The sequence below is a fragment of the Duganella sp. GW821-FHT07F09 genome, assembly GCF_059418705.1.
The window spans coordinates 81,520-94,751 of record NZ_JBWKQJ010000010.1 but is presented as its reverse complement, the minus strand read 5'-3'; the positions used below and the strand labels follow the sequence as shown (position 1 = coordinate 94,751).

Genomic DNA, 13,232 nt, shown 5'->3' with positions numbered 1-13,232 from the left:
TCTGGAATAAAGAAGCGGTGCGACGTTTGAGAACCGCGAATCGGGCAGAAGGAGTGAATTGCCCCAAAGAATCAATAGTTTAGCACAGCAACTAATTTACTACTGTAATAAAGAATTGTGATAATAGGTCGTTAAATATGTCAAAAAATTAATTTCAACAGGCTTTACCGGCGATGCCGGACCACTTACCATCGTGGGCATGACGACCTTTCACCAGCGGTGCAAAACCGCCCTCTTCTCGTTGGCGCTGACCGCCAACGCCGCCCATGCGGCCGACGCCACCCATGGACAACATGGCATGGCGCTGTTCGGCGGCAAGGAGGGACTGTACGCGTCCCATCTGCCGCTGTTTCATGCGCCGCACGACTATCAGGTGATCTTGCGGGTGCACGTGGCCGATCCGGCGACCGATGCCGCGCTGCGCGCCCGGCTCGACGGCAAGACCGCGTTGTGGACCATCGCGCCGGAAAAATTTGAGCTGTCGCGTCTGGCGCCCGGATCGGCCGCGCCGCTGCGCCGCTTCAACGCCGACCTGGTCCAGGGTCATTTCGAGCGCGGCGGCTCGACGCGATACGCCGCGGCCACCATCGTGGTCGACCAGGTGATCGTCTACCGCCAGTTGTCGCCGGTGGTGAAGGCCAACGCCAGCGCCAGCTATATGCAGATCGGCGGCGGCAAGCAGCGCTACCTCATCAAGCAAATCGACAGCCGGCCGGACTTCGACCACATCATCGCCTATACCGCCGCCACCCACGCGCCGGCCGCCGCCATCACGCTGGACAAACCCGCGCTCCGGCAGCCCTCCGACCGGGCGCTGGCAGACGCGCTGCACGTGCCCGTCAGCGCCATCGAGGGCACTGTCTACTTCGAGACCGAGGATTTGAAATAAGGGAACTGCTGCGATCGGTTGATCTCGGCGCCAGAGTTACTGCGCCAACTGCACGCACATGTCATTGAGCACGACGTGCCTGATCGCGCGCAGCAGGCGCAGCTCGCCGGCGATGTGGGCGCCGGCGGCGACCGGGTCGGGACTGCGGTCGGCTTCCTGGCGGCTACCGGCCTCTATCTCTTCGATCAATTTGTCGGCGGCCGCCGGAAGCGCGGTCAGCAAGCGATCCAATTCCCGCAGGGCGGTCGCGCGCGCCAGGCCCAGACTGGCGCCCGCGGCGAGAACGTGCTCGCGCCGCACGTCGCCAAAGTTCCGAATGCCCGGCAGCGAAAAGGCCAACTCGCTGCGCGGCCACTTGGCGTTCTCGGCGGCGAAGGCGCGCGTGTCATACACGGTCGTGCACAGCATGTCGTAGGCCGGTGCGACGTCGATGCCGTTCGCGTCGACCGTAAACGAAATGTTCTTCAAATGGTTGTCGCCATTGCCGACGAGGATGTTGAACAGCACCCAGCGGTACAGCTGCAGCCGCGCCGCCGCTTTCGCCCGGCATAGTCCGATCGCCTCCACCAGCGTGTCCAGATGGGCGGCGGAGTATTTGAAATTGCGTGCCTTGTTGAGCAGCTGGCAGGTGTCGATCACATGACGCCGCCTGACCAGCTCAGCCTTCGCGGCCGCATCGCCGCCGGATTTCGCAGGCCGAACGCGGTCGAAACGGTCGATCAAATAGACCGGCTGTGGCGCGTACAGGCGATGCACGCCCGGCACGTTCATGCCCACGCGCTGGGCCAGGCGCATGGTGAAGTATTCGTTCATCACCGACGCAGGATAATCCCCGCTTGGATGGTTGGGCTTGAGTATCTGGGTGGAGGGCGTGGCCGGCAGCGGCTCGTACAGGTCGTCGCCGTCGCGTATCACCAGCATCTTGTGCTGGGCGCCCGCCAGCGACATGCGCTTGGGCGCATCCTTGGTCAGCGGCGCGTGAGCGAGGTTGAGTATGCGCTGATTCAATTCGGCCAACGGTAACGGACGCACGCCATGTCCGGCCTCCTCGGGTGCGCCAGGATTGCGCAGCACCAGCGAACCGGCGGACTCGCCACCGAAATATGCCAGCAGTCCGAATGCGTCCTCGGCATTCAGATTGGCGTCTTTTGCGATCGTAATGCGCAACGCTTCCTCTGGCAGCAGATTGTCGAAGTACCATTGCACGGGACGGGTGGAGGCGCCGTCGATGTGCAACCCCGGGTCGCGGGACAGTGCCGGCGACAGGTCGAATCCGGTGGCGGAAGCGCGCCACTCAGCGGTGTACTCGAACTGCCACAGATCGTTTTCCTCGCGCAGCCAGCCAACCAGATCGCGATTGACAATGACCTCCAACTGGCGCACGGTCATTCCTTGTCCTTGGGCGCCATGGAAAATTTGCGCGGGACAAGCGGCTTGACGCCAGTCGCTTTGAGCTGTTCGAACGCGGCCATGACGTCGTCCGAAACGTCCGCCTTGAGTTCGATTCCCAGCTCGTGCAATACCTGCAGCACGCGACCCAGTTGCACGGTTTCCTTGCCACGCTCGACCTCGCGGACGAATACGGGGCCGACCCCCGCGCTACCGGCGACGTCATCGATCCTGACCTTTTGCTGCTTGCGCGTTGCGCGCATCAGCAAGCCAAGCTCACCCGGCGTTTTGATTTTGAGAAGCATATCGACCTCTATCGATGCAATTACATCGATTATGCATCAAAGTCGAAAACGGAACAATTAAACGATGCAATTGCATCGTTTTCATCGAGCCAATGCAAGAATTCAAGAAAAACGATGCAATAGCATCGATAAAAAAAGGACCGCGAAGTTACCTTCGACGGTCCTTTTTTATGTGTGCCTGCCGAAGCTTACTCGGCGGTCGCGGCGGCCTTCTTCGGCGCGGCTTTTTTTGCCGGCGCTTTCTTCGCAGCCGCTTTCTTGGCCGGCGCGGCCTTGGCGGCGGCGGCCTTCTTGGCCGGCGCTTTCTTGGCCGGCGCCGCGTCGGCCGCCGCGCCGTCGGCGCCCTCGTCCGCTACCGCTGCCGACTTGTCGGCCGCGGCCTTGCCCTTGGCCGGCGCCTTGGCCTTGCGCTCCTCGAACTCGAAGCTGATCTTGTTGTCCTTGCCCTTGACCAGGAAGGCCTTGAACGGACGACGCGTGCGCTGCGAGACGAAACCCGGCAACAGATCGGTCTTGCCTTCGTTGATCAGCTTGGCCATCTGCTCGGGCAAGATCTCCTGCTGCAGAATGATGCGGCCGCTGCGGAAGTCGCACGTCTTCGGCTTGGCGACGCTGTTCTCGCACACATACGCCAGGCCCATTTCGTACACGCCGCCGGCGCACTTCGGACAAGGCCCCAGCGGGGTCTGGCCGGTGAAGTCGACCGCTTCCGCGTCTTCCGAATCGTCGTTCTGGCCGAAGTCGAACTCCAGCTTGAAGTTCTTGATCTCTTCGTCGCGCACGATGCGCAGGATGGCCGCGAACGGACGTCCCATCTTCGAGCGGAAACCTTGCAGCGGACCGATGGTGCGTTCTCTCAGCAACTGTTCGACTTCCTCGATCTCGAACTGGCGGCTGCCCGGCGTTTTGCTCATCGAGAAATCGCACTTGGTGCAAGCGAAACGGCGATAGTTCTCTTTGACCACGCTGGCGCAGTTCGGGCACGGCGTCGTCAGCGTGGCGTAATCGCCGGGGATCGTGTCGTTGTTGTATTCCTTGGCGCGCTTGACGATGACTTGCGTCATCTGGGCGATTTCACGCATGAATTCCTCGCGCGAGATCTTGCCCTTTTCCATCTGCGACAGCTTGTATTCCCATTCGCCGGTCAGCTCCGGCGCGGTCAGTTCGTTCACGCCCAGGCCGCGCAGCAACGTCATCAGCTGCGACGCTTTGGCGGTCGGCATCAGTTCCCGGCCTTCGCGCAGCAGATAGCGCTCGGTCAGCAAGCCTTCGATGGTGGCCGCGCGCGTCGCCGGCGTGCCCAGGCCCTTGCCGGCCATGGCGTCGCGCAACTCGTCGTCCTCGACCAGCTTGCCGGCGCCTTCCATGGCCGACAGCAACGTCGCCTCGGTGTAGCGCGCCGGCGGCTTGGTGACCAGGCCGTTGGCGTTGACCTTGTCGGTCAGCACCTTCTCGCCCTTGGCGACCGGCACCAGATTGCCGTTGGCGTTGCCTTCCTTGTCATCGTCGGTCGACGCTTCCTTGCCGTAGATCGCCAGCCAACCCGGGTTGGTCATGACCTTGCCCTCGGTTTTGAACTGATGGCCGGACACTTCCGTATAACGGGTGGTGACCTGGAACTCGGCGGGCGGGAAGAACACGGCCATGAAGCGGCGCGTGACCAGGTCGTACAGCTTCTGTTCCGGCTCGGACAGGTTCTTCGGCGCGATCGTGGTCGGGATGATCGCGAAGTGATCCGAGATCTTGGTGTTGTCGAAGATGCGCTTGTTCGGCTTGACCCAGCCCTTGTCGAGGATCTGCTTGGCGAACTGGTGGTAGTTCGGGTTTTCCTTGACCACTTCCAGCGCCTGCTGCACGGTCGGCATGTAGTCTTCCGGCAGGTGGCGCGAATCGGTACGCGGATAGGTCAGCACTTTGTGCTTTTCGTACAGCGCCTGGGCCAGGCCCAAGGTGTTCTTGGCCGAGAAGCCGAAGCGCGAGTTGGCCTCGCGCTGCAGGCTGGTCAGGTCGAACAGCGCCGGCGCCATCGACGTGGTCGGCTTGGCTTCCTCGGTGACGATGCCCTGCTTGCCGCGGCAGGCCATGGCGATCGAATCGGCGGCGGCCTTGCTCCACAGGCGCTCGGCGCGCTTCTCCGGATCGGTCTCGTCCTTCTTGAACTTGGTGTCGAGCCAGCGGCCCTCATACACGCCGGCGGCGCACACGAACTCGGCGCGCACTTCCCAGAAGTCGCGGGCGACGAATTTCTTGATCTTCTCTTCGCGCTCGACCACGATCGACAGGGTCGGCGTTTGCACGCGGCCCACGGTGGTCAGGTAGAAGCCGCCCTCTTTCGAGTTGAACGCGGTCATGGCGCGGGTGCCGTTGATGCCGATCAGCCAGTCCGCTTCCGAGCGGCAGCGCGCGGCGTCGGCCAGCGGCAGCATTTCCTCGTCGGTGCGCAGATGGGTGAAGCCTTCGCGGATCGCGCCCGGCGTCATCGATTGCAGCCACAGCCGCTTGACCGGTTGCTTGGCCTTGGCGTTCTGGGCGATCAAACGGAAGATCAGTTCCCCTTCGCGGCCCGCGTCGCATGCGTTGATGAGGGTGGTGACGTCTTTACGCTTGATCAGCTTGTTCAGCACCTTGAGGCGCGCCTCGGTCTTGGCGATCGGATTGAGCGCGAAGTACGGCGGGATCATCGGCAGGTGCGCGAAGCTCCATTTGCCGCGCTTGACGTCGTGCTCTTCGGGCACGGCGATTTCCAGCAGGTGGCCGACGGCGGAGGACAGCACGTACTCGTCGGATTCAAAGTACTCATCGTGCTTGGTGAAGCCGCCAAGCGTCTTCGCGATGTCGTTCGCGACAGAAGGCTTCTCGGCGATGATGAGGGTTTTCGTCATATTTCGTATCTCGTTTTTTAACACTTGGGGTGGGTACAGCATGCGCATCATACATGGATCGCGCCGCAGTCTGCACTTTTGCGCCGCCGATGGCAAGGCCGGAGTGTGACAGTCTTGTCAAAGCGCAAATGATAAGCGGGTTGTCGGCAGGACTGCAAGCAAACCGCGCGGCAGGCCGGCGTGATATATCGCCAACGTATGGCTAAGAAGTGACGAATGTGTTGCTTTTTGGAACGGAGAACGGTCGCCGGCGGGCGCGCCGGCTGTTCTTATTAGTGCAGCAGGCGCGGCGCCTGGTCTTCGTCCGAACCGAACAAGTCGTCGAACATCAGCGCGTCCGGTTCCTTGCCTTGGCTCCAGAGCAACATCAGCACGATAACTTTGAGCTTGCCCAGGGTGACCGGCGCCTCTTCCAGCGCCAGTGCCCGCTCGACAACGATTTCACGTTGCAGCGGAGACAAGACCTTGGCCGATTCGAGGAACTGAATGAAGCCGATGGCGGCGGTGCCCAGCACGTCCTGCTCTTCCTCGACATAGAAGCGGGTGCCGGTCGAGGCGGCCGTCAGCGAATGCTCGACGCCGGCCATGGCCGTCAGGTCGTTAAGCCAGACCAATGCCTCGGAAATCTCGACATCGTCAAAACCAACAGCCGACAGCTTCTTGGCCAACGCAGCCGGTTCGGGGCAAGCATCGGGACGGTAATAAGTCTCGTAGAGATAAACAAGGATGTCGAACATGGCTCTACTCTATCAGTTAAAACAGATCGGACACAAGTACCGCACAGCTTGCCTAGCGGTTTGCCAGTTCGCCCCCTTCACGCACGCAACCTTTGAAACATTCCGCCCGGCAAACGCTCCAGCAAACCGGCCAATTCCAGCGCCAGCAACTGCCCCTGCAGCTCGGCGGCGGACTGGCCCAGCATGACCGCAAGGGTGTCGGCGCGGACCGGATGCTCGCCGATGGCGTCGAGCACCCGATCGACGAAGCTGTCGTCGATCGCGGGCCGGGCGCCGGCCATGCCATCGGTTGCCATTTGCATATCGTCAAGCACATCGGCGGCCGTCTCGACCAGCTTGGCGCCCTCGCGTATCAAGCGGTGGCACCCCTTGGCCAGCGCCGCGTGGACCGAACCCGGCATGGCATACACGTCGCGCCCCTGGGAGATGGCCAGCCGCGCCGTGATCAGCGAGCCGGACTTGGCGGCCGCCTCCACCACCAGCACCCCGCGCACCAGCCCGCTGATGATGCGATTACGGCGCGGAAAGTTATCGCGCAACGGCGGCGTGCCGAGCGGGTACTCGCTGACGATACACCCCTCGTGGGCGATCCGGCGCGCGAGGTGGCCGTTGCTGGCGGGATAGATGCGGTCGGCGCCGGTGCCGATCACGGCCAGGGTGCCGCCGGCGCCGCACAGGCCGCCCGCGTGCGCGGCCGCGTCGATGCCCAGCGCCAGGCCGGAGACGATGGTCAAGCCCGCGTCCGACAGCGCGTGCGCCATGCGCTCGGCGTTGAGCATGCCCTGGACGCTGGCGTTGCGCGAACCGACCACCGCCACCGATGTGCGCGTCAGCAACTCGGCGCGCCCCTTGACGTACAGCATCAGCGGGGCGGCGCCGATCTCGCGCAGCCGCGCCGGATAATCGGGATGGTCGAAGGTCAGGAACAGGTTGCCCGGCTGCTCGCGCCAGGCCAGCACGGCGTCGGCCCGGGCCGTCAAGGCGTCCGCCTCGGCGGACGAAGGCGGCCGCAGCAAGGCGTCGGCCTGGTCGGGCTTGACCAGCGCCAGCAATTGCTGGCGGCTGGCGTCGAAGATGGCTTGCGGCGAGCCCAGCTTGTCGAGCAGCCGGTGCGCGCTCAGCAGGCCTACGCCTTCGGTGCGCTCCAGGCGCAGCCACGCGATCAGCGCGGGCGCCGTGGCAGGGGTGGGGGTTTCCGTGGCTTGCACGGCGGGGGTTACTCCGGCGACTTGGCGACGTCGCCCACTTCCACCGGCGCCGTCACCTGCATGATCAAGCCGTAGGAAATATGCTTGAACACGCGGAAGATAAACAGGGTGCCCACTCGCTCGTCCGGCAGCCTGACCTGCTGTTCGCGCATCCCCAGCCAGCTTTTCGGCGCGGTGGAATCGCGAACAGTTCTTCCCGCATGGTACAGCTGCAGCACGGCGCCGACATCGAGTCCGTCAAGCTTTCCTCGATTAATACTGACCACCTGGTTCTGGCCAGCGTGCGTGACGCCGCCGTAGATGGCCATCACGCGCGACTCCACGGGTTGCTCGGGCGGATGCGGCACGTAGTTCTGCATCGGCATCGGCGGAATGGCGCGCAACTGGTCGCCCTTGCCCATTTCCTCCTTGGCGCTGGCGACGACGAAGGTGTGCACATCGCTGCCGCCGGCGGGCTGCGCGGCGGCCTGCAATTTGAGCGTGCCTAAATAGAAAGCCTCGTGGCCGATCACCTCTTTGGTCACCGGGTCGCGCAGCGGGTTACCCGGCCGGAACACCTGGAACGAGGTATTGCCGTTGAGCTCGCCACGGACGTAGGCCCTGTCGTCCTTGCCGATGAACACGTGGTCGTCCTGGGTGGCGATGATGCGCGGCGCGCCCTTGAGTTCGTCGTTTTCGATGATCAGCGGCTGGCTCAGGAAGGGCTCGATGACGCCGGCCGGTATCGACGGCACCGCGTCCTTGCCCAAGCCCTCGACCCGCACGCCCGGCGAACGGCGCTGGGTGGCCGGATCGTTGCCGCCATTGGCGTCGATCCTGTTGCCCAGGCGCAGGCGGCCGGCGGCGCGGTCGAACCAGATGATCTGGCCCGGGTAGATCCAGTGCGGATTGGCGATTTCGTCGCGGTTCATGCCCCAGACGGTCGGCCAGCACCATGGCTGTTGCAGGAATCTGCCGGAAATATCCCACAACGTATCGCCCCGCACCACCGTGTGCTGGTCGGGGGCGTCGGCCCGGAACTCGCACGTGAGCGCGGCCGCCGGCGCCGCCACCACGCCGCAAAATAGCGCCGTCCATACTAAGCGGGTGCCGACTGTGCTAAAATTTTTCATTAGTAGGTCCGGTAGATGCGCTAGCAACAGCGCCGGCACACAACAGCAAGCAGTGTCCTTATCAGAGGATAAGGTTGCTAATTTGAATCAAATTCTGCCCATAAAACCCTGAACTAGCAAGCGAAACCGCGCTACGGCAAGCAGCGCGGCTGTTGCATTTTTGGTGGGGGAAATCGCCGCGGCAACCGTCTTCCAGGGCCGCGCGTTATCAAGGCAATCACATAGTTATCAACACAGTACAGACATGGCCATCTTAAATATTCTGCGTTACCCCGATCCGCGCCTGCATAAGGTCGCCAAGCCAGTCACCGTCTTCGACGCGCGCCTGGAGCAACTGGTCGCCGACATGGCCGAAACCATGTACGACGCGCCCGGCATCGGCCTGGCCGCCTCGCAGGTCGACGTGCACGAGCAATTGCTGGTCATCGACATCACCGAGACCAAGGACGCATTGGTCACCTACATCAACCCGGAAATCATCTGGGCCAGCGACGAGAAACAAGTCTACGACGAAGGCTGCCTGTCGGTGCCCGGCGTCTACGACGGCGTCGAACGCCACGCCCGGATCAAGGTGCGCGCGCTCGACGTCAAGGGCCAGCCGTTCGAGGTCGAAGCCGATGGCCTGCTGGCTGTCTGCATCCAGCACGAGATGGACCACCTGCTGGGCAAGGTCTTCGTCGAATACCTGTCGCCGCTCAAACGCAACCGCATCAAGACCAAGATGATCAAGGAAGAGCGCGGCCTCGAGCGCGAAGCGCAACTACGCGCGCAGGGCCGTCGGTACTGACTATGAAAGTCATCTTCGCCGGCACCCCGGAGTTCGCCGCCGTGGCACTGCAAGCCCTGCACGAGGCCGGCTTCGAAATCCCGCTGGTCCTGACCCAGCCCGACCGCCCCGCCGGTCGCGGCATGCATCTGCAACCGTCGGCCGTCAAGCAATACGCGGTCGCGCACGGCATCGAGGTGCTGCAGCCGCTATCGCTGCGCACCGACAGCAAGGACCCGCAGCGCGCCGGGGAGGCGCTGGCCGCCCACGCGCGCCTGCTGTCGACGCCGTATGACGTGATGGTGGTGGCCGCCTACGGCCTGATCCTGCCGCGCAGCACGCTCGACATCAAACCCTGCCTCAACATCCACGGCTCGCTGCTGCCGCGCTGGCGTGGCGCCGCGCCGATCCACCGCGCCATCGAGGCCGGCGACGACGAAACCGGCATCACCATCATGGAGATGGAGGAAGGCCTGGACACCGGCCCGATGCTGCTGATCGAGCGCGTCGCCATCGGCGAGCGCGACACCACCGGCATGGTGCACGACAAGCTGGCCGCGCTGGGCGGCAAGATGATCGTCGAGGCGCTGCGCAAGATGGAGCACAACCAGCTCGAAGCGGTCACGCAGCCCGAGGAAGGCGTCACCTACGCCGCCAAGATCAGCAAGGAGGAAGCGGCGCTCGACTTCGGCCAGTCCGCCGTCGAGATCGGCCGCAAGATCCGCGCCTTCAATCCCTTCCCCGGCGCGCACGCCACGGTCAACGGCGTCAACGTCAAGCTATGGGGCGCCGAAGTGGTGGAGGCCGACAGCAAAACGCCGGCCGGCCAGGTGCTGGCGGCCGACGCGCAACACGGCATCGTGGTCTCCTGCGGCGTCGGCGCGCTGCGCCTGACGGAACTGCAAAAACCGGGCGGCAAACGCCTGCCGGCCGCCGAGTTCATCAAGGGTTTTCCGCTGGAAAATCTTACTTTCGAGTAAGTCCTGGGCGGGTTCAAGCAAGCTCTCGGATTGCACGTTATGATGGTTCCCCCGCTTCCAGCCTCGCCTGGAAGCACTTTTGACAGGAGCCCCGCATGACCGATTTGACCGACAAGCTGCACTGGCGCTACGCCACCAAAAAATACAATCCCGCCAAGACGGTGGATGCCGAGAAGCTGGAGCGCATCCTGGAAGCGGTGCGCCTGGCGCCGACCTCCAGCGGCCTGCAACCGTTCGAGGTGTTCGTCGTTGAAAACCCGGAGCTGCGCGCCAAGATCCGTGAAGTGGCCTGGGGCCAGCCGCAGGTGACCGAAGCGTCGCACCTGCTGGTGTTCGCGGCCTGGGACGACATCACCGAAGAACGCATCGACATGATGTTCGACCTGACCAACGAGCAGCGCGGCACGATCAACGAGGGCTGGGAAGCCTACCGCGCCAAATTGAAGGACATCGTCGCCGCGCGCGGCCAGCAGGGCAACTACGAATCGGCCGCCCGCCAGACCTACATCGCACTGGGCGTGGCGCTGGTCGCCGCCGCGTTCGAAGGCGTCGACAGCACGCCGATGGAAGGCTTCAGTCCGGAAGCCGTCGACGACATCCTGTCGCTCAAGGAGCGCAACCTGCGCAGCGTCGTGATACTGCCGCTCGGCTACCGCGAACCCGAAGGCGACTGGCTGGAGGGCCTGAAGAAAGTACGCCGTCCACGCGAAAAGCTGGTGACGACCCTGTAACGCCGAAATACCTCGAAGACACGTAGGGCGGATTAGGCGGAACGCCGTAATCCGCCATTTACGAGCCGTCGACGGAGCATGCCAACAGCCACGAAGGAGCCATCACATGCCCATCGAATTCTGGTTCGACTTCGCCAGCAATTACAGCTACCTGAGCGTGATGCGCATCCGCCAGCTCGTCCCCAATGGCGTGATCTGGCGTCCCTTCCTGCTCGGCCCCATCTTCAAGGACGCGGGCTGGAACAACTCCCCCTTCGTCCTGCAAAAAGACAAAGGCGCCTACGTCTGGCAGGACATGCCGCGCCAATGCGCCAAATACGGCCTGCCCTGGCGCCAGCCATCCGAATTCCCGCGCAACTCGATGCTCGCCGCGCGCGTCGGCATCCTGAGCGAAAACCAGCCATGGATGACGGATTTTTGCGAACGCGTGATGCTGGCCAATTTCGCCGACGACCGCGACATCGCCAGCGCCGACTGCATCGCAGGCATCCTGTCGGCCCTCGGCCAGGACGCCGACACCATCCTGCGCGACGCGCAAACCGACGACAACAAAGCCCGCCTGCGCGCCCGCACCGAACAAGCCAAGGCGTTGCACATCTTCGGCGCCCCGACCTTCATGGTCGGCGATGCGATGTTCTGGGGGAACGACCGGCTAGACGACGCCCTGGCCCACGCACAGCGCGACGCCAAGACCTAGTCCAGCCGCACCACGCGATCGCCCTCTTCCGGCTTGCAGCCATCGGCGATCGGCGTCCAGCCACGCCGGACGACGATCCGCCGATCGTCATGGCAAAGCTCCACCCGCTCGCTGGCGGGGAAGCGCGCCCGCACAAAGGCCTCTATCGTCGACGGCAGGCTGACCCGCAGCTTCATCTCCGCCACATCCTGCTGCGGATGATCGCTCAAATGCACCAGCGGCACGAAGTACGACGCCAGCATCAGCAGCCGCGAATTGACATCGACCGGCTCCGGCGCATACCCCTGCCCGCGCAGCCAATCCTGCGCCCTCTCGCGCAGATCGCCGCCGTCGGGCAGGTCGCCCCAACCCGCGGCCAGCATCTCCATCACCCACTGATTACAGTTTTGATAGCGCGTGCCGTAAGCGTACGCATTCGCGCTGTACTGCGCGGCCAGCATGCTCTGCACGCGCGGCCGGTCCAGCAAGGCCGGACGCAAGGCCAACACCGATTCCGGCGGCAGCCGCACGATGCTCAGGTAGCCCACTTTGGGATCGTCGGTGCCCATGGCGAAACCGGCCAGGCCCTGATCGAAAATACGCGGCCGGCTTTCATCGCAAGCGTAGTACAACTGGCGCGCCGACCACACGCCCTCCTCCGAACGCCACGCCAGCGATGCATGCGAATAGCGGATGCCGAAGCGCGACAAGTCCAGGCCGGAGCGGCTGACCAATGCCACGCTATCGCCGCCGCCCGCCAGCTCCTCGCGCAGCACGCCGGCGAAGCGCAGCAGGCGGTCCTGCTCGGCCGCCGTGAGCGGCTGCGCGCGGTCGCAAAAGCGCGACGAGTTGGAAGCGCCGGCATGCGCCGCGCCGGATGCGCAGGCCGCACCTAAAACGGCGCACGCCAGCAGCCACGGCGCCAGCGCGCGCACGATCTTCACAACGATTTAAAGCGTGACTGGACGCGAAGCCAGTTCGCTGTACCACTCGTCGGCCAGCACCAGGTAGAACGGCTGGCGCGTGTCGCCGCGACCGAACTCGATGCCGTAGACGCGGTTTTGCGCGTACATCTTGTCGCCGGCGGCCAGTTGCTGCGGCTCGAAGGTCGCCTGCGGCATGTCCAGCACGATGCGGTCGTCCGGATTGTCGGCCTGCAGGGTCAGGCGGGTGCGGCCGGCGCGGTCCGGCGTTTGCGCGATCTGGATGATGCGGTAGTCGCCGTCGGCCACCTTGCGGTCACTCTTGGAGCTGTCGCTTGAACCGGACAGGGAATCGGAAACGCTGCCGCTCGACGCGGAACCGGCGCTGGAGGCCGACGATGCGAAACTCTCGGCGTTGGCGCCCAGCGCCAGGGTCAGGGCGCCGGCGGCGGCGATGCAACGAAATGCGAAGGAGATGGACATCAGAATTCCTTTATTTTACGAACGGGAAGTATAAATGCTTCCTTCCGCCCGCAGAGACAAAAGTTCAAAAGCGAACCGCTGTGTACAGCATTTGACGATCGATAAACCTTGTCAACCGAATTTCTGTTGCTGAGACGCAGCGGTGGCCTGA

13 protein-coding genes are annotated in these 13,232 nt (G+C 63.8%); 5 read left to right on the top strand and 8 right to left on the bottom strand.

What is annotated here, in order from left to right; all coding sequences use genetic code 11:
* Positions 1–199 precede the first annotated feature (199 nt).
* Entirely contained in the window at positions 200–889 is a 690-nt protein-coding gene (locus AC07P1_RS24615; protein WP_494698313.1) for a hypothetical protein, read from the top strand.
* A gap of 36 nt (positions 890–925) precedes the next feature.
* On the opposite strand, the gene AC07P1_RS24610 is transcribed toward AC07P1_RS24615, so the two are convergent.
* The 6 genes from AC07P1_RS24610 to AC07P1_RS24585 all read right to left on the bottom strand — a co-directional run bounded on the left by AC07P1_RS24610 (position 926) and on the right by AC07P1_RS24585 (position 8,522).
* A complete protein-coding gene (locus AC07P1_RS24610) occupies positions 926–2,278 on the bottom strand; it encodes a HipA domain-containing protein (RefSeq protein WP_494698312.1) in 1,353 nt (450 codons plus the stop codon).
* Positions 2,275–2,583, bottom strand: a complete 309-nt coding sequence (locus AC07P1_RS24605) for a helix-turn-helix domain-containing protein (RefSeq protein ID WP_494698311.1) — start codon at positions 2,581–2,583, stop codon at positions 2,275–2,277. Before AC07P1_RS24605 ends, AC07P1_RS24610 begins: the two co-directional genes overlap by 4 nt.
* 188 nt (positions 2,584–2,771) lie before the next feature.
* Complete coding sequence (locus AC07P1_RS24600) at positions 2,772–5,465, bottom strand: DNA topoisomerase III (RefSeq protein WP_494698310.1); 2,694 nt, start codon at positions 5,463–5,465, stop codon at positions 2,772–2,774.
* Between the two features lie 272 nt (positions 5,466–5,737).
* Complete coding sequence (locus tag AC07P1_RS24595) at positions 5,738–6,202, bottom strand: Smg family protein (protein WP_209725183.1); 465 nt, start codon at positions 6,200–6,202, stop codon at positions 5,738–5,740.
* Between the two features lie 77 nt (positions 6,203–6,279).
* Entirely contained in the window at positions 6,280–7,410 is a 1,131-nt protein-coding gene (gene dprA / locus AC07P1_RS24590; RefSeq protein WP_494698309.1) for a DNA-processing protein DprA, read from the bottom strand.
* Between the two features lie 8 nt (positions 7,411–7,418).
* Positions 7,419–8,522 (bottom strand): LysM peptidoglycan-binding domain-containing protein, encoded by a 1,104-nt coding sequence (locus AC07P1_RS24585; RefSeq protein ID WP_494698308.1) that lies wholly within the window; start codon positions 8,520–8,522, stop codon positions 7,419–7,421.
* A gap of 244 nt (positions 8,523–8,766) precedes the next feature.
* Between AC07P1_RS24585 and def the strand changes: the two genes are divergently transcribed.
* The 4 genes from def (at position 8,767) to AC07P1_RS24565 (ending at position 11,696) form a co-directional block, all read left to right on the top strand.
* Positions 8,767–9,309, top strand: a complete 543-nt coding sequence (gene def, locus AC07P1_RS24580; protein WP_494698307.1) for a peptide deformylase — start codon at positions 8,767–8,769, stop codon at positions 9,307–9,309.
* Between the two features lie 2 nt (positions 9,310–9,311).
* Positions 9,312–10,268 carry a methionyl-tRNA formyltransferase gene (gene fmt, locus AC07P1_RS24575; protein WP_494698306.1) on the top strand — a complete coding sequence of 319 codons (957 nt, stop codon included), beginning with the start codon at positions 9,312–9,314 and terminating at the stop codon, positions 10,266–10,268.
* Between the two features lie 95 nt (positions 10,269–10,363).
* Positions 10,364–10,999, top strand: a complete 636-nt coding sequence (locus tag AC07P1_RS24570) for an NAD(P)H-dependent oxidoreductase (RefSeq protein ID WP_494698305.1) — start codon at positions 10,364–10,366, stop codon at positions 10,997–10,999.
* A gap of 106 nt (positions 11,000–11,105) precedes the next feature.
* Positions 11,106–11,696 carry a 2-hydroxychromene-2-carboxylate isomerase gene (locus tag AC07P1_RS24565; RefSeq protein ID WP_494698304.1) on the top strand — a complete coding sequence of 197 codons (591 nt, stop codon included), beginning with the start codon at positions 11,106–11,108 and terminating at the stop codon, positions 11,694–11,696.
* Here the strand turns inward: AC07P1_RS24565 and AC07P1_RS24560 are convergent.
* Complete coding sequence (locus tag AC07P1_RS24560) at positions 11,693–12,619, bottom strand: DUF2145 domain-containing protein (protein WP_494698303.1); 927 nt, start codon at positions 12,617–12,619, stop codon at positions 11,693–11,695. The two genes, AC07P1_RS24565 and AC07P1_RS24560, sit on opposite strands and share 4 nt — an antisense overlap.
* Before the next feature lie 6 nt (positions 12,620–12,625).
* Positions 12,626–13,081 carry a hypothetical protein gene (locus tag AC07P1_RS24555; protein ID WP_494698302.1) on the bottom strand — a complete coding sequence of 152 codons (456 nt, stop codon included), beginning with the start codon at positions 13,079–13,081 and terminating at the stop codon, positions 12,626–12,628.
* Between the last annotated feature and the right edge of the window lie 151 nt (positions 13,082–13,232).

What these genes read in the sequence shown, in the direction of transcription:
- AC07P1_RS24600 (WP_494698310.1), bottom strand. Translation starts at nt 5,465, where the DNA reads ATGACGAAAACCCTCATCATCGCCGAGAAGCCTTCTGTCGCGAACGAC.
- fmt (WP_494698306.1), top strand. Translation starts at nt 9,312, where the DNA reads ATGAAAGTCATCTTCGCCGGCACCCCGGAGTTCGCCGCCGTGGCACTG.
- AC07P1_RS24610 (WP_494698312.1), bottom strand. Translation starts at nt 2,278, where the DNA reads ATGACCGTGCGCCAGTTGGAGGTCATTGTCAATCGCGATCTGGTTGGC.
- AC07P1_RS24615 (WP_494698313.1), top strand. Translation starts at nt 200, where the DNA reads ATGACGACCTTTCACCAGCGGTGCAAAACCGCCCTCTTCTCGTTGGCG.
- AC07P1_RS24595 (WP_209725183.1), bottom strand. Translation starts at nt 6,202, where the DNA reads ATGTTCGACATCCTTGTTTATCTCTACGAGACTTATTACCGTCCCGAT.
- AC07P1_RS24605 (WP_494698311.1), bottom strand. Translation starts at nt 2,583, where the DNA reads ATGCTTCTCAAAATCAAAACGCCGGGTGAGCTTGGCTTGCTGATGCGC.
- AC07P1_RS24565 (WP_494698304.1), top strand. Translation starts at nt 11,106, where the DNA reads ATGCCCATCGAATTCTGGTTCGACTTCGCCAGCAATTACAGCTACCTG.
- def (WP_494698307.1), top strand. Translation starts at nt 8,767, where the DNA reads ATGGCCATCTTAAATATTCTGCGTTACCCCGATCCGCGCCTGCATAAG.
- AC07P1_RS24570 (WP_494698305.1), top strand. Translation starts at nt 10,364, where the DNA reads ATGACCGATTTGACCGACAAGCTGCACTGGCGCTACGCCACCAAAAAA.
- AC07P1_RS24585 (WP_494698308.1), bottom strand. Translation starts at nt 8,522, where the DNA reads ATGAAAAATTTTAGCACAGTCGGCACCCGCTTAGTATGGACGGCGCTA.
- AC07P1_RS24555 (WP_494698302.1), bottom strand. Translation starts at nt 13,081, where the DNA reads ATGTCCATCTCCTTCGCATTTCGTTGCATCGCCGCCGCCGGCGCCCTG.